The sequence below is a fragment of the Candidatus Avelusimicrobium luingense genome (genome assembly GCF_902757105.1).
Classification (GTDB): domain Bacteria; phylum Elusimicrobiota; class Elusimicrobia; order Elusimicrobiales; family Elusimicrobiaceae; genus Avelusimicrobium; species Avelusimicrobium luingense.
In genome coordinates this window covers 81,017-104,791 of sequence record NZ_CACVTK010000005.1, presented here as the reverse complement: position 1 = coordinate 104,791, position 23,775 = coordinate 81,017, and the positions used below count along the sequence as shown (strand labels likewise).

Annotated in this window: 16 protein-coding genes; 4 read left to right on the top strand and 12 right to left on the bottom strand. The window is 45.0% G+C overall.

Annotation, left to right across the window (positions count from 1 at the left end; genetic code table 11):
* Window positions 1-15 precede the first annotated feature (15 nt).
* Window positions 16-1,011 carry a S8 family peptidase gene (locus ACQY3H_RS05590; protein WP_428075591.1) on the bottom strand — a complete coding sequence of 332 codons (996 nt, stop codon included), beginning with the start codon at window positions 1,009-1,011 and terminating at the stop codon, window positions 16-18.
* A 116-nt stretch (window positions 1,012-1,127) separates the two neighbouring features.
* Here ACQY3H_RS05590 and ACQY3H_RS05585 point away from each other — a divergent pair, with 116 nt between their 5' ends.
* Entirely contained in the window at window positions 1,128-1,694 is a 567-nt protein-coding gene (locus tag ACQY3H_RS05585; protein WP_428075590.1) for an LA_2272 family surface repeat-containing protein, read from the top strand.
* Window positions 1,695-1,779: 85 nt separating this feature from the next.
* Here ACQY3H_RS05585 and pbpC read toward each other — a convergent pair whose 3' ends face one another.
* Together pbpC and ACQY3H_RS05575 are read right to left on the bottom strand one after the other, a co-directional pair.
* Window positions 1,780-3,813, bottom strand: a complete 2,034-nt coding sequence (gene pbpC, locus ACQY3H_RS05580) for a penicillin-binding protein 1C (protein WP_428075589.1) — start codon at window positions 3,811-3,813, stop codon at window positions 1,780-1,782.
* A gap of 68 nt (window positions 3,814-3,881) precedes the next feature.
* Entirely contained in the window at window positions 3,882-9,518 is a 5,637-nt protein-coding gene (locus ACQY3H_RS05575) for an MG2 domain-containing protein (protein ID WP_428075588.1), read from the bottom strand.
* Between the two features lie 93 nt (window positions 9,519-9,611).
* Between ACQY3H_RS05575 and ACQY3H_RS05570 the strand changes: the two genes are divergently transcribed.
* A complete protein-coding gene (locus ACQY3H_RS05570) occupies window positions 9,612-10,976 on the top strand; it encodes an MATE family efflux transporter (protein WP_428075587.1) in 1,365 nt (454 codons plus the stop codon).
* 54 nt (window positions 10,977-11,030) lie between these two features.
* On the opposite strand, the gene ACQY3H_RS05565 is transcribed toward ACQY3H_RS05570, so the two are convergent.
* Genes ACQY3H_RS05565 through ACQY3H_RS05550 form a run of 4 tightly spaced genes read right to left on the bottom strand, consistent with a single transcriptional unit; the run spans window position 11,031 to window position 14,017 of the window.
* Entirely contained in the window at window positions 11,031-12,092 is a 1,062-nt protein-coding gene (locus ACQY3H_RS05565; RefSeq protein ID WP_428075586.1) for a tetratricopeptide repeat protein, read from the bottom strand.
* A gap of 9 nt (window positions 12,093-12,101) precedes the next feature.
* A complete protein-coding gene (locus tag ACQY3H_RS05560) occupies window positions 12,102-12,464 on the bottom strand; it encodes a response regulator transcription factor (protein ID WP_428075585.1) in 363 nt (120 codons plus the stop codon).
* 1 nt (window position 12,465) lies between these two features.
* A complete protein-coding gene (locus ACQY3H_RS05555; RefSeq protein ID WP_428075584.1) occupies window positions 12,466-12,981 on the bottom strand; it encodes a gamma carbonic anhydrase family protein in 516 nt (171 codons plus the stop codon).
* Entirely contained in the window at window positions 12,965-14,017 is a 1,053-nt protein-coding gene (locus tag ACQY3H_RS05550; protein ID WP_428075583.1) for a lysylphosphatidylglycerol synthase transmembrane domain-containing protein, read from the bottom strand. The genes ACQY3H_RS05555 and ACQY3H_RS05550 overlap by 17 nt, the downstream gene beginning before the upstream one ends.
* Window positions 14,018-14,125: 108 nt before the next feature.
* Between ACQY3H_RS05550 and uvrA the strand changes: the two genes are divergently transcribed.
* Window positions 14,126-17,029 (top strand): excinuclease ABC subunit UvrA, encoded by a 2,904-nt coding sequence (gene uvrA, locus ACQY3H_RS05545; RefSeq protein WP_428075582.1) that lies wholly within the window; start codon window positions 14,126-14,128, stop codon window positions 17,027-17,029.
* A gap of 7 nt (window positions 17,030-17,036) precedes the next feature.
* Here the strand turns inward: uvrA and ACQY3H_RS05540 are convergent, their stop codons facing one another.
* The 3 genes from ACQY3H_RS05540 to ACQY3H_RS05530 form a co-directional block, all read right to left on the bottom strand.
* Window positions 17,037-17,555: a type IV pilin protein gene (locus ACQY3H_RS05540; RefSeq protein ID WP_428075581.1), complete on the bottom strand. Its 519-nt coding sequence runs from the start codon at window positions 17,553-17,555 to the stop codon at window positions 17,037-17,039.
* A gap of 16 nt (window positions 17,556-17,571) precedes the next feature.
* Complete coding sequence (locus ACQY3H_RS05535; protein WP_428075580.1) at window positions 17,572-19,116, bottom strand: L-aspartate oxidase; 1,545 nt, start codon at window positions 19,114-19,116, stop codon at window positions 17,572-17,574.
* 61 nt (window positions 19,117-19,177) lie between these two features.
* Window positions 19,178-19,714: a type IV pilin protein gene (locus tag ACQY3H_RS05530; RefSeq protein ID WP_428075579.1), complete on the bottom strand. Its 537-nt coding sequence runs from the start codon at window positions 19,712-19,714 to the stop codon at window positions 19,178-19,180.
* Window positions 19,715-19,837: 123 nt separating this feature from the next.
* Between ACQY3H_RS05530 and ACQY3H_RS05525 the strand changes: the two genes are divergently transcribed.
* On the top strand, window positions 19,838-20,347 hold the full coding sequence (locus tag ACQY3H_RS05525; RefSeq protein ID WP_428075578.1) for a type IV pilin protein: 510 nt from the start codon (window positions 19,838-19,840) through the stop codon (window positions 20,345-20,347).
* Between the two features lie 46 nt (window positions 20,348-20,393).
* On the opposite strand, the gene ACQY3H_RS05520 is transcribed toward ACQY3H_RS05525, so the two are convergent.
* Window positions 20,394-21,872, bottom strand: coding sequence for a DEAD/DEAH box helicase (locus ACQY3H_RS05520; protein ID WP_428075577.1), 1,479 nt, complete (start codon window positions 21,870-21,872; stop codon window positions 20,394-20,396).
* Window positions 21,869-23,713, bottom strand: coding sequence for an ATP-binding cassette domain-containing protein (locus ACQY3H_RS05515; RefSeq protein WP_428075576.1), 1,845 nt, complete (start codon window positions 23,711-23,713; stop codon window positions 21,869-21,871). Before ACQY3H_RS05515 ends, ACQY3H_RS05520 begins: the two co-directional genes overlap by 4 nt.
* Between the last annotated feature and the right edge of the window lie 62 nt (window positions 23,714-23,775).

Sequence of the window (23,775 nt, the reverse complement as noted above, 5' to 3'; positions counted from 1 at the left end):
AAGGCGAAGAATAAATTACTTGAATTGTTCTTCCAATCGTTTCACATCAATAAAGCCGTAACCTTGTTGTTCGCGTGGCATACCCGGAATACTTACGGAAGCGGCAATAAGACTTTGTTTGATTTCTTCTGTGGTAGGATAGCGGCCAAGTTTTTGTTTAAGCCCTTGTACAGCCAAAGCGGCCGCAGCACTGACAAATCCCGCCGCGGCAGAAGTACCGCTCATTAGGGTATAAACACCTTCCGCATCAGTTGTATAAACCCGGTCCCCGGGTGCAATAAAATCTAATCCCTGACCGTAGGACGAATTGGCATACGCATGTTTAGCATCAGCCGCCAACGCACCGACGGCAACAGTAGTAGGTAAATTGGCCGGATAATGTACCCCGGGAAGGCCAAAGTTTCCGGACGGACAAACCACTAACACGCCGGAATCATACGCTCGGTTAATAGCAAGAGTAAGAGGCACATTTCCCCCACCGGACACACCGTAACTTAAATTAAGAACCGCAATTTTGTTATCGGGGTTTTTAGCATTATAATCTAATAAAGTATTAATAGCGGCGGTGGCGGCTTGAGGGCCGATTAAACGGCTACCGTCGTCAATTTTATAAACAATCAATTGGGCTTCCGGCGCAATTCCCGTAAAACGATGTCCTTGCGCGCCGATAATCCCGGCCACGCCCGTACCGTGGTTTTTCAAATCGGCGATAGAGGTAGAAAGGGTAAAATCTTGACCTTGAATATTTTTGCCGTTAAATTCCACATGTGAAGAAATTCCGCTATCGGCCACTGCCACCGTTACTCCACGACCTGTTAATTTTTTATCGGCAGGATATAATCGGTAGGCCCACATGATATCAAACGGTTCCGGTTTAGGCGTATTATCTACCGCCGAGAACTCTCCCGTTTCACTCATGCGCAAATTTGTCGGGCCGAGTAGCAAAACATCGCCTGCCAACAATGGCATGGCGCACAAAATCAGTAACAATAAAACAGATTGTATTTTCATAAAAGTATTGTAGCAATTTTTTTTAGTAAACTTGCAACGCAAAAAGTGCTACAATAATTTCATGCCGCGCGGAATATCCGTTGCGACAAATCATTAAGTAAGGAGAAAGAAACAACATGAAGAAAGTAGCAGTATTGTTAGCCGTATTGTTTGCTGCCGCTCCGGTATTTGCCGGTGATAAGGGCATTTTGAAATTGTCCTTGTGGAACGATATAGCCGTGGCTATTCCCAATAACACCCAAACTGTAAGAGGTATTGATGTGGGTATTGGTTCCAACACGGATTCTGTTTATGGTTTCCAATGGGATTTACTCATTGGTAAAGTTGGTGAACTTCGCGGTATTAACACAGCATTAGGTGTTGCTAAAGTAAATGAAGGTTTTGGTATCAACGATGCGTGGATCTATGCCCGCTCCAACGAATTCTACGGAATTCAAGGTGCTATCGTAGACATCAACGATAATCATTTTGGTGGTGCCCAATTTGGTATTGTCAACTTTGCCCACGGTAAACTAATCGGTGCGCAACTTGGTTTCTACAACCAAGTAGAAGATTTGCACGGTGTGCAACTCGGTTTTGTCAACAATGCCCGCCACATCAGCAAAGGTTTACAAGTCGGTTTAGTAAACATTGCTAAGAACGGTTGGTTCCCGGTGATGGTCATCGTCAACGGTCGCTTCTAATTGTTTGTAAAAATAATTTAGATGCAAAACACCCCGCACATAGCGGGGTGTTTTTTAGTGATAAATAAATATTTCCGCGCGAAAATTATTTTAATACTTCAAAATGTACCGTATCGGTTTTCCCCCCGCAAAAAACTTCGGCATTGTGTTTGCCTTTTTCAAGCGGATACCAAAAGGAACAAGATGTTTGCGGCCATTTTTTACCGTCTAATTTCCATGCGCATTTTGTTTCGGCACACACCGCCACAAAATTTATTTTTTGCAAAGAGTTGGGTAACGCCGTATCGTACTGGTAAATATCTCCATCTAACGGAGAAACAATACGTACGTTCTTATTAGTTTGGTGTTTTCCGTCACAAACGGCGGGCAAATTATCTGCTAAAAAGACTTCTTCTTGCGTATGCTTGCAAGACGGTCCCGCCAAAAGTCCTGTTTGCGTACAAACCTGTACTTGCGTAATACCGTCCGGCATATGAAACGGATCAGACGGATATTTTTGCTGCATATAAACGGCCAAATCATGTAGCAGCGGCCCCGCACCCGTCACGCCGGACACACGACGCATTGGGGACGCATCAAAATTTCCCACCCAAACCCCGATTGTCCAACGCGGCGTATAACCAAGTGCAAAATTATCTTTATAATCTTTAGATGTTCCTGTTTTAGCCGCCATTTCAAACGGCACCACCAAGGCAGAATTTAACCCAAACGCGGCCGCACGCGCCTGATTATCCGCTAAAATATGACTAACCAAATACGACGTTTGTTCGCTCAAAACACGGTGCGGTTTGCCTTCTAATAAAACAAGAGGTTCCCACGCCACCGTAAGCGGTTTGAAATTTCCCCCACGGGCCAAAGTGGCATACGCATTAGTTAAGTGCAATAATTGCACCTCGCCGTTACCGAGTGAAAGCCCCAACCCATAAAAATCAGCCGTGCGGTTTAATTCGCTAAAGCCGACATCGTGTAATAAATTTAATAAGGCAGGTGCTCCTATTTTTTCCGCCACTTTTACCGCCGGCACATTATAAGAACAGGCCAATGCGCTACGCGCCGAAACGAGCCCATGGAATTTTTCATCATAGTTACGCGGACGGAAACCGTCATCAAAAAAAGTATCTTCATCTGCAATCAGTGTACCTGGCGAGAGTTGTTTTTTCTCAAATGCCAACCCATATACAAACGGTTTTAAAGCAGATCCCGGCTGGCGTAACGCACGCACTCCATCTACTTGTCCTTGATTTCTCGCATGATGAAAATCAGCCGACCCTATATATGTAAGCACCGCACCTGTTACATTTTCCACGATAACAATGGCGGCATTTGTAATGTTTTCTTCCGACAATTTTGAAATATATGTTTTGACTAATTTTTCCGCATACAGTTGTAATTCTTTATCCAAGGTAGTGCGTACTTGCGGTACGTTTTCCGGCAGTAACGGACGCACAAATTGCATAAAATGCGGCGCATCAAACAAGCGCGTTTGGGCTTGCAATATAATGGGTTCGGCTAATGCCATTTGATACATTTCTTCCTCAATCATTTCTTCATTTTTTAGACGAGAAAGCACATATTCTTGCCGTTTTTTCGCACGTGCAAAATGCGTCAGCGGATTATAGCGCGTAGGCGATTTAATCAGCCCCACCAAAAAAGCCGCTTGCGCCAGAGACAAATCAGCCGCATCTACGCCAAAATAAAATTGGGAAGCGGCTTGTACACCTTGCGTTAAATTTCCAAACTCAATGCGATTAAAATAATCTTCTAAAATTTCTTCTTTTGTATGAGTTTTTTCCCATTGTCCGGCCTGATAGGCTTCGCTGATTTTGCCGCGCCACGTTTTGGGCCGCGGCTCTATGGCGCGCACAAGTTGTTGGGTAATGGTGGACGCCCCGGATACCGTCTTTCCCGACGACACATTTTGAACGCCTGCGCGCAAAATGGCTTGCACGTCCACACCGGAGTGATAAAAAAAGCGTTTATCTTCCGCAGCTACCACCGAGGCAATTAACCAAGGGGACATTTCACTCAGTAATACCGGATAATAATAGGTTTGATTACTTGATAAAAAACCGCGCATCGGGGCACCGCTTTTATCGGTAACAAGAATTGAAGGCGTCAAAAATTTTTCTTCCCCGCCTAGCAACAGACAGGGAAGAAAAATAAGTAGAAACGCAACGTATTTCTTTATCATTTTTTAATGATGAGCGTAGAAGTAGCCGTCCGACCGAACAAAGCCGGGTCGTACATCAAACTGGCCCACGCGCTGGGATACGCAAATGTACCGTCGGTAACAGCACTTATCATATACGTAAATTCATGTGTTCCGGCCGGCAAATACGAAGCAAACGCAGCGATATGATCGTCGTAATGGGCCAAGCGACCAAAGTTGTTTTCCATATCCTTAGTTGGATCGCCGGAAGTTTCCGTTGCCAAGGATGTATTAACAATTTCCACCCCTGCCGGAATAAAATCTTCCGCCACGACAAAATGACGCGCCGCCGCACTCCGTACGGAAAGCGTCACATAATAACGCTCACCCGCTTTAAGTTGTGTAACCGGGGTGCCGTCTAACGTTGTAATTTGGCGGGAAATTTCTAACCCGGCTTGTAACGGGGCATCATACGCTGCCGGCACATACGTTTGCGAGAGCGTATAGAACAGTGTTCCGGTTCCCGCTTTGGAGAAATTAAACCGGGCTTCATTCCCCCCCGTATAAACGGTAGCAAACGGGAATTTCTTTGTTTGCTCGTTGAGTTGGCGCCCCTTAAAGGACGCATTCATTTTTTCTTCACCGTTTAGTAAAACGCGAGTCGTAAAGTCGGGCGTTTGGTTTTCTACTTTCTGTTCATACGTTTGAAGAGCCGCCAAAACAGCTGCGTTTTCACTTGTGCTGTTCCAATGGCCTTGTGCATTGCGTTGAGATAACAACCACGCTGCAGTTTGCGAGGCTTGTTCAAACGGGATATTGCTGGAAAGTAACGCATCTAAGGCCAACGCCGTTACAGACACATCACTTTGATGCAACCATCCCATCGGCGAATTAACGGTAAAATACGCAAATTGCGGCGTATGTACAATATGATTACGCAAAGTTTGTGCAATATTTTCTTGTACGGAAGCCGGTTGCTTTAACGCATGTGCTGCTTTTAATAAATACGCATTGGCCATAATGGGCAGCGTAGCGCGTTGAGCATATAAGCCGTTAAATAAGGCCGTTGCTTGTTTGCCATATAAGGCTAACACATAGGCACTATATGCACGCGTAGTTTGGATTTCTTGCGACGCATAGGTAAATGCTACCGTTTGATTTTTCGTGAAGGCTTTTTCTAACCATTCTAACGCTTTGTTAACCGATTGTTGCGGTACGGTAAAACCTTTTTGTTTTGCCAAATAGGCCGTCTCTAACGCATACGCTGTAACATAGGGATCCGGCCAACTGTTGGGCCAATACCCAAGTCCGCCGGAAAAATACTGGTACATATCTAATTGCGTTAAGATTTCCTGCGCACGTTTTTTAAGTTGGCTAACATCACCGAGTTTGAAATCTTTAATCAACGTCTCGCTCATAATTACCGGACGTATTTTAGACATCTGTTGCTCTAAACATTCATACGGATACGTCATCAAATACGTCAACGCGTCTTTGATATTGAGTAATGCCGTAGAAGCCAGCGAAACCGTTACTTGGTTTTGCGCGGTATCAGCCGTGTGAGCGGGACGGACGACCAATTCATCTTGAGCGGTAGCCGTATGATTATACAACGCAAGCGTTTGCGGTTTTTCAACGGCGGATACGTTGACTTGTGAACTTACGCCGTCGGTTTCTTTTTTACCTTTTACGCTAAAAACTACCTGAGCGGTACCCAAGGATTTTGCCTGACAAGGCCACGAAACTTCTTGGGCTTGGCCGATAGGCACTATCACTTTTTGCGGGGCCGTTTGCGTAAGTTGCACTCCGCCTTTTGCCGCGGCTTGCACCGTCAGTTCCCCTTTTTTATCGGCATAATTATACACCACCGCATTACACGAAAACACATCGTTTTCCCGCACAAAACGCGGTACATTAGCCGTAATCATCAACGGTTTGGATACATTGATTTGAGTTTGTGAAGCACCAAATTCTTCTTCCCGCACCGCAATAGCCATAATACGGAATTTTGTTAAATTATCCGGCAGTTTGAATTTCACTTCAGCGCGACCTTTTTTATCGGTTAGCACTTGTGCATTATAAAAAGGCACAAACGAGAAATTACTGCGCAAATCTACCCCGCCTAATTTAGCGTATGCAGATCCGCCACCGCCGCGGTTTTCCCCTTTTTCGCCGAAGTTACGCTGCCCGATAACATACGAACGGTTATCGGCCGTAAAGACGGATATCGCACGCGGCCCGTAAAATTGTTCAAACAAATCAGGCGTTTTATAATCGGTCAACGCAAGCACGCCTTCATCTACGGCGAACAACGTTACTTGGGCAGGGATACCTTTATGGTTGGATTTTGTGGTTAATTGAACGGTAACTTCATCCCCGGGGCGATATTCTTGCTTGTTTGTTTTTACTTCTACTTCCAGTTGTTTAGATTGCGGCGCAACCTTGAGATTGACATAGCCCATTTTGCCTTGCGGTTTGCCCAAATCCACGCCTTTTTCATTGACCGGAGCACCCGTGCGCCCCTTGACTAATGTCACGCTGACATACACATTGGGCAAATAATTGGCTTTTATCGGCACTTCTATATAGTCAGCCCCACCTTTAACCGTAGTCGTCCACGATTCCAAAATTCCTTCACGTTCTACCGTAACAAGGGCTTGGGCCGTTTCATACGGAGAGGCTACGTGAATGCGTGCGGTTTCGCCGGGTTGATACGTATTTTTATCTTGCTTAAGCGGTAAGACTTCATCATCTTCTTGCGCCCACGACGGGCCATCTTTACCATATACCATCACTTCAAAACCGCCCGTAACGGTGCGGCCTTGTTCATCACGAGTGGTAAATGTAATATAATGTTGCCCGCTTTCAGACGGCACAAACGAGAATTTTCCGTTTTCTTGCGCAATATCAAAAGTCTGGCTGGGCAGTTCTATTTCTTCTTTACTATTGACCCACTCTAACCGCCCCGACAACCCCACCTTGCGTACGCTATGCCACTCTACCCGGCGAATTTGCGCGGTTACGCGCGGTGCCGGGATACGTTTACCTTCGGGCGTTACCGCAACCACCTCTACCGTTACGGGAGAAAGTGCCTTGGCGTATGTATCGGGTGTTTTGACACCTATATAAAAGGATGCCGGATGCACAAGCACTGAATTACGTGCAAACAAATCTTGCTTAGCCGGAGATTGTACCCCTACCTCGGCAAACACACGTACCGGGAAATTTACTTGCGGTAAGGTAGCCGGGAAAGAAGCAAACCCTTTATCATCGGTCGTTTGCGTTGCACTGGCAAGCAATTTACCGTTCTCTTTATATTCTCCTTCACGTAAGAAATACGGTATAAAATTGTAATTGTCAAAATCTTTCGGTTCAAACCACGCCATTTCACGACGCAAAGTAAAGTGTGCGGGTGCTTTGGCTAACGGCGAGCCGAACTGATAATTTGCCGCCGTTGAAAATTGAATTTTATCACCGGAAAAATAGGTAGATTTATCGGCTTGCAACGTTACCTTAAATTCAGCCGGTTTTACAGATTCTACTTGAAAAGAGTACCACGTGGAAGAAGGGTCTTTTTCTCCTTTAATTTCCGGTTTGAAAGAAACTTCCCAATTACCGTTATTGGCCGTTTTAGGCAACGCAAACGATAACGCAAACGTACCGAATTGATTATCCACAGTAACCGTTTTATTTTCAACTTCGTTCCCTGAAGCATCGGAAATAACAACATTTCCGCTTAAACCGGCCGGCACTTTCCAACCGCTATGCTGCCAATGACGTACAATCCCTTTGAGATAAACCGTTTCGCCCGGCCGGTAAATGCCTCGGTCGGTAAATAAGACACTGTGCCACGCTTCACGCTGCGGATTGTAGGTATAATTCAAATTAAAACGCCACGGTTCTAACCCGTTATTAAGTTCACTGCTGACAAATCCGTCTCCCCCCGCACTAGACACAAACGCATATAATTGCGGGGCACCCCAATCGGGTTTTTGCATATCCAATTGCGTCCAACCCGGCGCCCGTGCGAGCCCGTTCATATCGGTAGAACCCGACCAAAGTACCGTATTGGTTTTATCACGCAATTCTACGGCCAAATTAGCAAGCGGCTCGCCCGTTTCCAACGAGGTAGCCCACAGCAAAATATTTTCCGGAGAGGTTTTGAACGCAATGCCTACATCGGTCAAGTTGGTGGTGGAAGAAACCCAACACGGCTCATTATTGCGGGTCAATTTAACTTGGCTAAAAATCAAACTATCTTGCGCATTTGGCGAAAAATGGGATAAATCAATATAGGTTTTAACGCTTTTTTCTTTGGGTGTATTAAATGCATATTTCCCATTATATGTAGTGGATGCAAGCGGTTTTTCGGCGCAATATTTATCTGTTTTAGAAAATAAAAACGGAATATAATTTTCTTTATTAAAGCGGGCGGCTTGAATTTCCAACAGCGGAGTATTGATAAGTTCAATCGGCAAGCGCGCAGGCAAATAACTTTCCAACACACCATACCCACCCGAAAACTCAACCGCCGGGCAATAACCGTCATTGGTAATTGTAAAGGTATAATCTTTGCCTAAACGGTTGCCATAAATATCGGTTAAATTTTTATCCAACGTAACGGTAATAGGTTGTTTGGCGGCTAAACTTAAAAAGGGTAAACCGGTAGCAAAAAAAGCCGTCCCTTGTTTTTGTTCGTTGGGAGTTAAGGTATATAAATCTGCATAGTATTTTTTGTCGTACTTAGACCATTTGTCAACCGGTGCCAATACAACTTCCCGTCCTAACGCCTCTTGTTCTGTTTCGTTAAGCGGTTTAAGAGCCGACGCGGGTGATACTTTAACAGAAGCCATCAACTCACGCAAACGCACCGGAGACGAAAAACGCACTTGCGGCATGTAAGGTAAACATCCTTTGTTTTCCACCCCCAGCACTTGCAAATTAGGCGCCGTAACAAAAGTAGAAGTATAATCTTTCCCCATAGGAAGCGGCCCGACGGTAGATTTCAAACTCTCCGGAACGATTATCGTATATTTCACGCCTTTTTCTAAGGGACGAGTCGGTGTAAAAGCCAATACAGAGCCGTCATCTTGTAAATAGGAAAAATTCTTTTCTTTTTCTTCCTCAGTGGCTTCGCGCGCGGAAAGTGAAATTCGTTGTGCATTTTCATCCAGCAAGACGATTTGTTTTCCGGCAGTATTAACGGAAACAGGTAAATTAAAACCAATAAATAAGGTAGGAGTTGTCGTTAACCAATGTTCATCTTTTCGCGGATAAATTTGACGTACTTGCGGACGGGAAGTGGCAAATGAAAATGTATAATCGGCGGCTAACTTTTCCCCGGAAACTTGAGAAGTAAATTTAGCCGGAACACGCACAGAAAAAGAGGTGGCTTTCGGCCAATCTTCCGTCGGTTCAAACACAAGCGTTTGCGTACCCGCATAGCGGCATTTACCGGCAACGGCGGGCGTAATTTTTAAGGCACATTCGGCTGAATCAAACTGACTTTGTTCGGCTAACGCCACAACAGGTTGGTTAAATGTAACCGATACCGCTTGCCGCCCGGCATCATACACATCGCCTTTGGGGGCAGCAGAAAGCACACGTAACGGCGTTGCGGACAACGATACGGAAAATGCGGCTAAAGCAAAACAAATTGAAAAAAATTTTCGCATAAAAAATCTCCTTACCTATTTTTTTCTATTTTACCATATTAAGCAGTATATAAAAGGAAACCTTTTATTTGATAAAATATAGAAGTAACTTCTATGATACAAACAGCCAAAAACCCATTTAAGGATAAAAGTTTATCGTCGCTACTGGTACGTTTTTCCGCGCCGGCGGTAGCGGGTATGTTTGCAAACGCACTTTACAACATTATTTCCCGCATTTACGTAGGACAAGATGTAGGCGCGGCCGGATTAGCCGGTATCACATTACTTTTCCCGCTAGGGCTTGTTTATATGGGGTTTAGCGCGCTTATCGGCGTAGGCAGTAATGCTTTATTTTCCATACGATTAGGCGAACACCAAACCGAAGAAGCCCGGCGCATTTTGGGCAACGGATTTATTTTACTGACTTCCGTTTCATGTGTACTGACTATTTTAAGTTATGCTTTTTTAGACCCGATTTTATCGTTGCTGGGGGCCGATAGCGAAGTATTACCGTTGGCCCGTGCTTATGCCGAGGTGGTACTTCCCGGCTATTTACTTTTTGGTATCGGCGCGGGGATGAACCACTTTATCCGCTCGTCGGGCCGTCCGAAAACGGCCATGGCTACCCAGTTAATAGGTGCGGGTATCAACTTAATTTTCGGCCCGCTATTTATTTTTACTTTCCACTGGAGTATCCGCGGGGCGGCTGCCGCCACCGTATTAGGACAACTCATCTCTTTTATGTGGGTGATGTACTTTTTCCTGCGCGGCAATACCATGTACCGGTTGCGGCTTGTGTATTGCAAAGTAAAAAAGCGTATTGTGCTGGGATGTTTGGCGATCGGATTTTCACAATTTGCCTTTCAACTAGCATCCAGCGTGTTAAATTTTATCTTAAACCATGCTTTGCTAAAATACGGCGGGAATTTGGCCGTATCTGCCGTCGGTATTGCAATTAGTGTTAATACATTGGTATTGATGCCGCTTTTGGGAATTTCGCAAGGGGCACAACCGCTTATCGGATACAATTACGGGGCCCGTAAATACAAAACCGCTATTCAAACGCTTAAAATGGCATTACGGTGGGGCATGTGTGTAACGACCGTCGGGTTTATTGTCATTGAGATTTTTGCGGTACCGATTGCCGCTATCTTTAACAGTAGCGATACGGCCCTTGTAACGATGGCGTCACGCACCATACGCATTTTGAACATTTTACTGCCGATTCTCCCCCTGCAAATTATGGCAACCAGTTTTTTCCAAGCCATCAATCAGCCGGTAAAAGCGGCCTTTTTAAGTTTATCGCGACAAGTGTTACTTGTTATTCCGCTTGTGCTGATATTGCCGTTGTTCTTTGCGTTAGACGGTGTTTTCTATGCACCGGTGGTGGCCGATTTGGTTTCCACACTGCTAGCCATATACATGCTCCACCTGTTCTTTGCTAAACACAATTTGAGATTATTTGGAAAAGTCAAATAACATAAAAAAAGCGGCCTATCATTTGGGCCGCTTTTTTATCTGTAAAAGATACAATCAGGTATAACTTTCCAAATAGGTGTGTAACCCTTCTTTTTTCGCCTGTGCAACACCGGCGTTGTATAATTCTTCGGCCTTGTCCGTTTCGCCCAGTGCATATAATACTTGGGCCAGCGAAAGTTTTGTTAAAATTTGTCCGCGAAGTTCGTCGGAATTATCAAATAAAACTTGCGCTTCTTGTAAATCTTTTAGTGCGGCCTGCATTTTGTTTTTGCGCTTTAACACGTCGGCGCGGCCCCATTTAACAAACCCCAAATCAACCGTATCGTTAATGGACGAATAGAGTTTATCGGCCACATTATAATGGCGCAATGCTTCGGCATAATTGCCTTGTTGGCGAAGGCCGTTGGCCATACCGCAATGGGTGTAGGCCTTGCCGAACACATCTTGTGTATGTTTGAAAATCTTATCAGCAAGTTTATAATTTTTAACACACTCGTCAATTTTTCCGCAAATACGGCTGATACCGGCCAGACCGCAATAGCCGTAGGCTTCGTTAATTTTATCGTGAATTTTTTTGGCTAGCGCAATAGATTTTTTGAATTGTAAAATACCTTCTTCAAAATGTCCTTGCAGACGGAAAATACCGCCTTTGGCCCAGTGAATAAAACTCATACCCGCATAATCTTTGGCTTGCGTGTAGGCGGCTAAAACGGTGTCTAACAATTCTAACGCTTCGTCTAATTTCCCCCATGCACGCAACGCCATGCCCATTTCTTGCATAGCGCGTACGGAATAATCATCATACTCCAACTCATTGGCCATTTGGAGCGTTTCATCGGCCAATTCATACGCGGCAGCCGCGTGCCCGAGCGTACGGTAACAAGCCGACATCGCCAGCAAAATATCCATACGCACTTCGGCCACATCTGCGATTTTAAGGCCTTTGGCATACGTCAAAAGGGCTGTTTCAAAATGACCTGATTGCCGTTCGGCTTCGCCTTGTAAAAACCACACTTGCGCGTCTTTCGTGCGTACTTTTTTTAGCAACGCCAAGGCTTTTTGCGGCTCATTTACCTCTAAAAGTTCGTAAATTTCTTCTACGTCAAATTTCGCCATTATTTTCTCCTAGTTAAGATGTTTTTTAATTTCTTTTAAGGTGTCTGCCAAATCGTAGGGTTTGGGAATAAAAAAATCAGCCCCGGCTTCTTTGGCGCGGTCTTGCGATTCCGGGTCGGACAAAGTGGACATCACAATAACCGGAATGCGCCAAGTGTCGTTATCGGTCTTTAACAATTTGCACACGTCAAATCCGCTTAATTTGGGAAGCATCAAATCTAACAAAATCAAATCGGGCTTTTCCTGTTTGGCCAGCGTTACGCCTTCCACGCCGTTGTGCGCCCAAAAGACTTCTATACCTTCTATTTTAAGCGCCCCGGACAGAGCCGTTCCCAACACTTTGGAATCTTCAATCATAACTATTTTTTTCATATTAAATCTCTTTGCAATTTTTGCGGTATAATTCAATAGATTGCGTGTAATCGCGCGCGTTTTTCATAATGGCATTGACTTCGTCTTCATCTAATTGGCGTACAATTTTAGCCGGAACACCCATCACGAGCGAGCCTGCGGGAATATTTTTCCCCGCCGGCACAACGGCTCCCGCACCGATAATACAATTCGGCCCGATTTCGCTTTCCATCACTACGGCGTTCATGCCGATTAAACAATTATCGCCGATTTTACTACCGTGTACCACGGCTCCATGCCCCACACTTACGCCCTTGCCAATCACGGCCGGAGCGTCGTAATTAACGTGTACACAGGCATTTTCTTGAATATTGGAATTATCCCCCACCGTAATAGAGGCAATATCACCGCGCAATACCGCACAAGGCCAAACGGAAACATTTTCTCCCAGCGTCACCTCGCCGATAATTACCGCACTTTTATGAACAAAACAGGACGTTGGCATATGCGGGATTTGTTCGTTAATGCGTTCTTTCATACGAAACTCCTTTGCGTTTCTTTACGGGTGCCGCGGAAAGTTGCAACCCCCAGTAAATAAAGATACTTACCATACCGGGTAAAACATAATATACCACGCGGTAAATCAACGTAGCCATCAAAGCGGCATCCCAATCAATACCCATTTGGGCATATACAGCCGTCATAGCCAATTCCATAGCCCCTAATCCGCCGGGCAAAATCGGGATAAGTGTAGTTACCATACCGATAGCAAACCCGGCAACCAACACTCCCGCGGCAATATGCACCCCAACGGCACGAAAAGCAAAGAACAAGACTAAAATCGTAAATAACCAATCTGCTCCCACATATACAATCGTCCACGTCATTTTTTTCTTTTTCTTATGAATTAGAGCAATTCCTTCGTCCAACTGATCCATAAAATCATCGTAGCGGCCTTTGGGAATAAGTGCTCCAAAGACGTGAAATAATACTTTATTAAGCAAGCGGAAAATTTTGCGGATAGATTTATAACGCCATTCGTTATTAAATAAAAACGCCGTAACGGCTACACACACCGCACACATCACCACAATCAAAACAAAATTTTTAAGCAGTTGTACGGCCGTCGTTGAAGCGTGAAATAACATTAAAACCGATCCTAACAAGATAATCAATGCAAGCACAAAATACAATAAAACCGTAATAACAATACTGGCAGTCACACACGTACCGAACGGCACACGGCGGCGGTTGAGCAAATGGGCACGCAAGGCAAACCCGCTGGCTCCCAGCGAAGAAACCGCATAGTTAACCGTCGTAGAAACAAGCGCAATGCCGATAGCCGCTCCCTTGCCGATACGGCGGCCCATAATACGCAATACTTCATACAAACTCATTCCCATCGCCACGTAAATAAGCACGGAAGAAATAACCGACAGGAATAAATATTTAATCTGTACGTTTTGCCAAATTTTTACAAAACTATCCTTGGCTTGATAAATCATTATTGCCAACACACCTAAGGATAAAAGTATCCCCAACGCATACAAGGAATATCTAAGTGATTTTTTCACAGTATAAAACTCCAAAAAAGTATTTAATAAATTATATAATTTATTTAAGGTAAAAAAGAACTTTCCCCGCAAGTGTTTTGCGGTTATTTTTTTCTAACAGGGTTTAACATGAAATCAATCAAAGTCATCGGCGCCAAAGGCCACAACTTAAAAAACATTACGGTAGAAATACCCAAAGACAAAATGACCGTCGTAACCGGGTTGTCCGGCTCGGGCAAAAGTTCACTCGCCTTTGATACCATTTATGCCGAAGGCCAACGCCGCTACGTAGAAAGCATGTCTGCTTATGCGCGGCAATTTTTGGAACTCATGGAAAAACCCGATGTGGAACATATTGAGGGGCTTTCCCCCGCCATTTCCATTGAGCAACGCAACCCGTCTAAAAATCCGCGATCTACCGTTTCTACCGTTACGGAAATTTACGATTATCTGCGTTTACTGTTTGCGCGCGTAGGGAAACGTTACTGTCCGCATTGTGGGCGGCCGGTGGAAACATGGAGCGTACAAGGTATTGCACAAGATATTCTGAAAAAATTTGCGGATAAAACACTTTACATTTTATCCCCCGTCGTACGCGGGCGTGCCGGAACCTACGAAGAATTATTTGCCAAATTCAAAAAAGAAGGATATGTCAAAGCGCGCGTGAACGGAACGATTATCACATTAGACCAAGTACCGACGTTAGAGCGTTATAAAAAGCATACCATTGAACTGGTGGTAGATGAATTTTATGTGGACGAATTTGACCGTGAGCGGCTTGTAGAAAGTTTAGAAACCGCCTTAAAATATGCGCAAGGGTTGGTGCATATTTTGGAAACGGACGGAAAAAATCCGGTTGATTTTACGTATAGCGAAAGTAACGCCTGCGCGCATTGCGGTATTGGGTTTAGCGAATTAGAGCCGCGGCTGTTTTCGTTTAACTCGCCGTATGGTGCGTGTCCGGAGTGTAATGGGCTTGGCGTTAAAATTGAAGTGGATGAACAACTGGTGGTACCGAATCCGAATTTAACCTTAAACGAAGGGGCGATAGAGGCTTGGGATAACCCCGTTACCACACGTACCCACCGTTGGAAAAGTTCGTGGAGCGGCTACTATTACGATATCTTAAAACAGGTTTGCCGCCAACAACATATTTCCATGACCACCCCGTGGAAAAAACTCCCCAAAGCACAACGTGATTTATTATTATACGGTACCGGTAGTGCCACCTATACCTCTATTATTTCCGGTGGCGAGCAAGAGTTTGAAGGCGTAATTACCAACCTAAAACGCCGCGTAGCCGAGTCGGAAAGTGATTTTGTGAAAGAAGAAGTTACCCAACGTTTCATGCGCGAGATTGAGTGCCCGGTCTGTCAGGGCAAACGCTTAAAACCCGAAGCGTTAGCGGTAAAAGTGGACGGCAAAAACATAGATGAAATTACGTCTATGCAGGTATCGGCCGCCAAAGCGTTTTTTGACAAAATTCACTTATCTGAAAAAGACAAAATTATTGCCAAAGACGTGCTTAAAGAAATTCGTGCGCGGTTAGATTTCTTAAACAGTGTGGGACTTTCCTATTTAACGCTTAACCGCAAAAGCCAAACACTATCGGGCGGCGAAGCGCAACGTATCCACTTGGCTACGCAAATCGGCTCCGGGCTGACGGGTGTTTTATATGTACTGGACGAACCGACTATCGGCCTTCACCCGCGCGATAACGACCGCTTAATTGCTACGCTTAAAGACTTGCGCGACTTGGACAACACGCTCATTATTGTAGAACACGATAAAGACACCATTTTATCATCTGATTATGTAGTAGAACTTGGCCCGGCCGCGGGAGAAAATGGCGGACAAATTGTAGCCGCACAACCTACCAAAGATTTCTTGAAAAATAACACTTCGCTTACCGCCTCTTACTTAAACGGACGCAACTTGATTTTGCCGCGTGAAAAGCAACGCAAAGGCAACGGTAAATTTTTAACGATTCACGGCGCGCGGCAATTTAACTTAAAAGACATTGACGTCAAAATTCCGCTCGGCAAATTCGTCTGCGTAACCGGTGTGTCCGGCTCGGGCAAAAGTACACTTGTGCACCAAATTTTATACAAGGCCCTTGCACGCAAATTCTATGGAGCCAAAGATGTCCCCGGCGATCACGATATTATCAAAGGGTTAGATAACATTGACAAGGTAATCATCGTGGACCAAAGCCCTATTGGCAAAACGCCTCGCAGCAACCCGGCAACATATACAGGTGTATTTTCGCACATCCGCGATTTATTTGCCCAAATGCCCGAAGCCAAACGGCGCGGGTACAAGCCGGGGCGGTTTTCGTTTAACGTCAAAGGCGGACGTTGTGAAAAATGTCAGGGTGACGGTATTTTGAAAATTCAAATGCAATTCTTGCCTGACATTTATGTAAAGTGCGAAGAGTGCAACGGACAGCGTTTTAACGAAGATACCTTGCAAGTAAAATTTAAAGGCAAAAGCATTGCCGATGTGTTAAATTTAAGTGTATCGCAAGCACTGGAATTTTTTGACGCTATCCCCAAAATCAAACGCTATTTGCAAACGCTCAACGATGTGGGACTCGGTTACATTAAACTGGGGCAAGCGGCCACAACTTTATCGGGCGGTGAAGCGCAACGCGTAAAATTAGCCGATGAACTTTCTCGCAAAGGTACGGGCAACACGCTCTATATTCTAGACGAGCCGACAACCGGGCTCCACTTTGCGGATATTGATAAACTTTTACACGTCTTACACGATTTAGCCGACCGCGGAAATACCGTGCTAATTATTGAGCATAATTTGGACGTAATCAAAACGGCCGATTGGCTGATTGACCTCGGACCGGAAGGCGGCGACAAAGGCGGACAAATTGTATGTGAAGGCACGCCGGCCGACGTTGCCAAGTGCGCTAAATCTTATACAGGCAAATACTTAAAACCGGAATTGGACGCGGTAAAAGATTATTTGAAAATTCACCCAAGAAAAGAACTTTCCAAAGGGAAGTCTTCTAAAAAGTAAAACCGTTTTAGAATGTTCCGCCGTTCGAATTAAATTGGTTACAAAGTTTTTTCTGCAAATTGGAAGCCGTTGGATAAGCATTGCAACGAACACGTCCGGGATCGTCTTGACGAACATAAAAATAATACAAATCGCCGTTCGGCTGTTCACTTGTTACCCGCTGGGCTACCGCTAAATTGACATCAGGATTTGACATAGAAGATCCCCATCCGTTCGGGGAATAAATAAAATCTTTGGTACGCCAACGCCCGGTAAGCCACCCTGAAGTAATCAATGTACCGGGTATATCTATGGCCAGTAATTCCATTTGATCGGCATTCAAATACTCTCCGCTGGCCATGTGATACACTTCATGTGCATTAGCAATCGCCCGCGTTAAAGTGACGGCTTCACTCATACGCGCTTTTTCCACAACTTTTTGATATTGTGGCAACGCCACCGCTGCCAATATACCGATAATAAGCACTACCACCAATAATTCAATCAAGGTAAAACCGTTTGAACATGCTTGGATATAATTTTTCATAATAAGCCTCCTGTTTTTAATTACTTAAATAATGGCATCCAATAGAACGTTTATTACGCAGCGCCGCGTATGCAATCAAAAGTCCTGTCTGTGTACCGTTACGCAAATCTAATAACTCTTGGCACAAGGCCGCGCCTTTATAAAAAGCGTTAATTTCGTTGTGTAAGTGGCGCAAGATTTTTTCCGCACGACTTAAATGCGTAGCACTTCGCATCAAGCCCACATAGTTCCACATGGTACTGCGTAAAGTAGATAAATCTTGCTTAATTAAATTAAGGTCGGGCTTTTCGTTGGGCAGGACCCAATCTTTCGGTGTCGGGATACGAAATTCGTGAGCGGCAATTTCTTGAGCGTCCGCATGGGCGCACAAATATCCCATGGCTACCGCCTCTAACAAAGAAGTGCTGGCCAAACGATTCGCGCCATGATAGCCGGTGCACGCCGTTTCGCCAATGGCATTTAAGTGGCAGATGTTTGTCCGTCCGTCGGGCGTAGCATAAACGCCTCCGCAAAAATAGTGCGCGGCCGGAACAACCGGAACGGGTTGTTTGGTTAAATCAAAACCTTCTTCCAAACATTTGTGATAAATGGCCGGGAAACGCTCTTTGGTTTCCTTGGCCGGGCGGTGGGAAATATCCAAATATACACAATCGTGCGACGTATTAAGCCGTTCTTGTTCAATCGCACGCGCTACGATGTCACGCGGGGCTAAATCTTTAAGCGGGTGGTATTTTTCCATAAACGCTTCGCCTTTTACGTTACGTAAAATAGCCCCTTCGCCACGCAACGCTTCGGATAAGAGAAAACTTTTTCCTTTGGCAAATACCGTCGGGTGGAATTGCACATATTCCATATTCATTACACGCGCACCGACGCGATACGCCATGGCAATTCCATGCCCGTACGAGTGTGCGGCATTGGTGGTATGACGGTAAATCTGTCCGACTCCCCCCGTTGCTAAAATCGTTTTTTTGGCGGTAACGGCAAACACTTCACCGGTTTGGTTATCCAACACATACGCGCCGAAAACGGTTAACGGTTCATACCTATCCATAATATCCGTGGAACTATGCGAAAAGGTAAGCAAATCAATAGCGGCGGCATTTTCGCGCACCGTAATAAGCGGATTTTTGCGTACGGCTGTTTGTAAGGCAGATAATAATGCGTGCCCCGTCGTGTCTTTAGAATAAATAATACGGTTTTTGCGGTGTGCGCCTTCGCGTGTAAAACGCAAGGCATGTTTTTCATCGCGGTCAAAATTTACATCCAAATCGTGTAAGAAAATTTCTTCTATGGCTTTACATCCCGCTGTGGACAATTCCCGTACAGCGCGTTCATTGCAAAGGCCTGCCGTAGCCATGCGGACATCTTCTAATAAATCTTCTAATTTTAATTGAGGCTCGTAAACAATGCCGCCTTGGGCCAAATCGCTATTGGCTTGGCTCATTTCACCACAACATAACAAAAGCGTATGCAAGCCGTTTTTGGCGGCTTCGTGCGCATATACACAGCCGGCAAGTCCGGCCCCTATCACTAAACAATCGGTATGAATTATCCGCATAACTTTATTTTACAAAAAAAGGCCCTTTGGTTTTACACCAAAGGGCTGAAGAAAAAAGATCTTACTTGGTACACTTAGCCACGCTCGTTGCACACACCGTGGAGCTGGTTGTTCCCGAGCAATTCGGATATCCGGCAGAAATGCATAAATCTTTGCCGCCGTCATTGTAATAAATACACTCGGCACGTTTATGCCGGTTGCTACCAAACTCGCTGGAATAGGCCCGAACAGCATAATCGCCTACTTGCGTTCCTTTTCTGCGTTGGGCATCGGTAAAACCGCCATTGCAAATAGTTGTTTCAAAAAATTTAGTTTTAATACAGTAATCGCCACAACTGGTTTGGTTTGGAAAATCTATATCAGTTTTATTGATGGTCGGATATTGGGCATCGGTAGTTAACGGATTATCTGCATAATACCGATTGACCGATTCCATGACCGCAGTAGCCGCCATAAGCCCGTCAGAAAACCGGCTGCGTTCTACGGCTTTTTTATAGGATCCCGCCCCAATGGCTGATAAAATCCCTAAAATAATAACTACCGCCATAAGTTCCGTTAAAGTAAACCCGGCCTGAAAAAAAGATTGTTTCTTAGACATAAAATTCTCCGTGTTAAAAGGATATATTTTTATTATACCCTTTTTTGAATAACTTGCAAGCCCCGCATAAAAAATTTGAAAAAATCCGTTAAAACCGATATACTGTAAAAAAGGAGTCTTTTTATGAAAAAAAACAAATTAGGTTTTACCTTAGTTGAATTATTGGCGGTGGTACTGATTATCGGCATTTTAACGTCAATCGGTTTGCCGCAATACCGTCGGTCAGTGTCCCGCGCGGAAGCCATGGAAGCCATGGTGAATTTGCGTACTATTTTTGATTCGGCCCGCCGTTTTCGCGCCACCAATTCCGAATCCCCCAAACGATTAAGAGGATTAGATGTTTCCTTTTTTGATGCCACAGATGAAGATTCGGATGCCTTTGAAATCGGTCGGTTTAAATATGTGTTTCAAAAAGATCAAATTATGGCTTGCCGCATTAACGGAAATTATTGTTTTCACATGTATTATACACGTTCCTTTGAATACAAAACAGAAAAAGGAGAACATATTATCCGCAAAAATTCAAAAGGGGATTTATTTTGCACTATTGAGCCCGGCGGAAAATACGATTGGATATGTGACGCTTTGGGAACGGGAAAACTTGATGACAAAGAATGGATTATTGACCGTTAAGCAACTTGAAATCTTAAAAAAGCCGCCCTATTACCGGGCGGCTTTTTTAATGACGTTTGCGTTTGGAAAAACGACTCGGTTTTTGCGGATGTTTTTTGGGTTTGGCAGTCTGTTGGTTACGCAACGTCTTTTTACTGGCGCCTACTTTGAGTGCGCGAAAAGAAGTAGCAGATTTTTCTTCTAATACCTGCGCGGCACGGGTGGCCTTTTGAAACGTTTGCGGTTTTTTGGAAGGGGCTTGTTGGCGGGCCTGTTTTAGTTCTTCTCCTTGCGGCAAATACACCTCACCCGACGCTAACAGTTCTTTAGCCCTCGCAGTGGCTTTAGACGGGGTTTGTATGATTTTTTTACGGCGGCTTTTGGCATGGGCCGTGCCTTCTTCTTGCGCTATAAATTTAGGGGCAGGTAACGGCTCTATCGTTTTTTGTACCGTACGTACCGGGGAAGCAAATTGCATCGCGCGGCAAATATCTTTCCATTTATCTTCATCTCCCGCGATAAACGAAATAGAATTTCCCACGGTATTTATCCGTCCGGTGCGGCCGATACGATGGATATAATCTTCGGGCGATTGCGGTAAATCGTAGTTAATGACATGGGCGATATGCGGTACATCAATGCCGCGTGCAGCCACATCGGTAGCAACTAAAACGCGTACCGTTCCGTTTTTGAAAAACTCCAGCACTTGCCGACGGCGGTTTTGGCGCAAATCACCGTGTAAAGCGTTACATTTTTGCCCGTATAATTTAAGTTGTTTGGCCAAGCGTTCCGCCCCGTGGCGTGTGCGTACAAATACTAAAATTGACCCGGCCCGCGTATTAAGTTCGTGCAGCAACTGCGGCAATTTTTCGCGGATATCCACCCGAACAATTTCTTGTAACACGAGTTCCGCCGGCTTTACCACAGAACCGATTTGCACACGAACAGGGTTACTTAAAAATTCTTTGGCAAGTTGTTTTACTTCGTTAGGCAAAGTGGCAGAAAATAATAAAGTATGACGCGGAGCCGGAAGCACACTAACAATGCGGCGCATATCATCAATAAAACCCATATCTAACATACGGTCGGTTTCGTCCAACACCAGCGTATGGGTTTGGCGCAAATCAATACTTTTACGTTGCAAATGGTCTATTACGCGCCCCGGCGTAGCGATAATCATACGCGGGTGACGGCGCAAATCGGCAAATTGTTTATGGATATTATCCCCCCCGATAATTAACGCGGCAGGTAATGCAACATCAGCGCACAGTTCTTGCCACCGTTCAAACGTCTGTTGGGCCAACTCACGCGTGGGCGACAAAATCAGCGCATTTTCATTAGAGCGCTCTTGCAAGCGGGCCGCCAGCGGCAATAAAAAGGCAAGAGTTTTACCGGTACCCGTCGGCGCCGTAACAAGTTCATCCCGCCCGCTTAACGCATCTTTTATAGCACCTTCTTGAACAGGCGTGGGCGTAACAATAGACAACCGTTTCAGCGCGGTTTGTAAAAATTCGGGGAGCAATACAAATACAGAAGGATTCGTCATTTTTGGGCCGCCTCACATTCTTCATTTAAGCGCAACCAATCTTCTTCGGCATCTTTTAATTGAGAGGTTAAAAGGGCCAGTTCAATACTGCTATCAGCCGAGTAGGCCGATACTAATTGTTCTTCTAAAAGTTGTTTACGCGCGGTCATTTGGGCAATTTTTTCGTCCAACGCACGAATTTCTTTTTTAAGCGGAGCGAGTTTGGCACGGCGTTCAGCCGCTTGTTTACGGGCCATTTCTTTAGAAGTCATCTTGTCGCTTGCCAAATCGTTACGATTATTATTTTTTAAGAGTTGCGCTTTATAATCTTCCAAATCGCCCATAAAATTCTCACACGTGCCGCGGCGAACAATCCACAACGTATCGCATGTCAGTTCTATCACGTGTAAATCGTGCGTAATCAGCACCACCGCACCGGTATATTCGTTTAAGGCTTCCAACAATGCTTGGCGCGATTGTAAATCTAAATGGTTGGTCGGCTCGTCCAAAATAAGCAAGTGAGGCGCATCTTTGGTAATAAGGGCCAGTAACAAGCGTGATTTTTCACCACCGGATAATTTGCCGATAAGCGTATCCGATTTGTCTTTATTAAGCCCAAACGCGCCCAGTTGCGCACGGATTTGGGTTTCGGTAGCCAACGGCATAACGGCAGAAAGTTGCTCGTACGGGGTTTTTTCCACATCTAATTCTTCCGTTTGATGTTGGGAAAAATAGGCAATCTTCATTTTTTTAGCCATCGTCATTTTCCCGCTCATTAAAAGCAATCGGTGCGATAAAATTTTGGCCAGCGTAGATTTCCCGTTACCGTTAGCCCCCAGTAAAGCGATACGGTCATCGGGCTCAATACGCAAATTAAGATTTTCCAAAACGGGCGTTTCATTATATCCTGCCACGCCGCCTTCTATCGTTACCAGTGCATTTTGCAAACGCTCGGGTGACGGAAATTCAAAATGACTTTGCGGATCTTTGGGAATTTGCGGTGCAGCGCCGAGTTTTTCAATCATTTTGATACGGCTTTGTGCTTGTTTAGCCTTGGTGGCTTTGTAGCGGAAACGGTCCACAAACGATTGTAAATGCGCCACCACGCGTTCGTGTTTGGCCGCGGCCAGTTTGGCGCCTTCAATGGCGGCGGCGCGGGTGCGTTCATACGTATCGTAATTGCCGTTATAGAGTTTTAATTGCGTATCTTCCACGTGAATAATTTTATCGCAAAGGCGGTTTAAAATATGACGGTCATGGCTGATGATAAAAACGGTTTTATCCAAACGGGTTAAATAATTTTCCAACCACAGGGCTGTTTCCAAATCCAAGTGGTTAGTCGGCTCGTCTAGCAAAAGGCAGTTGGACGGTGCATACAAGGCAGCCGCCAAATTGGCACGTACCTGCCACCCGCCGGAAAATTCTTTAAGCGGGCGTGTAAAATCGGTATTTAGAAAACCAAGACCGCTTAAAATAGCACTGGCGCGGGCTTGTGCACTGTGTGCGCCCAAAAACTCAAGCCGGTCAAAAACTTCCGCCATATGTTCACCGGAAATTTGGGGATTTTCCAATTCTTTTTCTAAACGCGTAATTTCTGTATCGGCCGATAACACATACGAAAGCAAGGCTACTGACGGATCTTCAATTTCCTGCGCGACAGATACAATTTGCGTACTGCGTGAAATTTCTATTTTTCCCCCGTCGGGCGAGAATTTTCCTTCTATAAGTTTAAAAAGCGTACTTTTGCCACACCCGTTCGGACCGACAAGCCCTACCTTTTGGCCGTCTTGAATCATCACAGAGGTATCTTCAAACAAGGTACGCAAACCGAAATGAAAGGAAAGATTTTGAATATCTATCATAGATATATTTTACTAAATTTCTCCGTCTGATACCGACGAAGAACAAACGGCTCTGTGCCTTT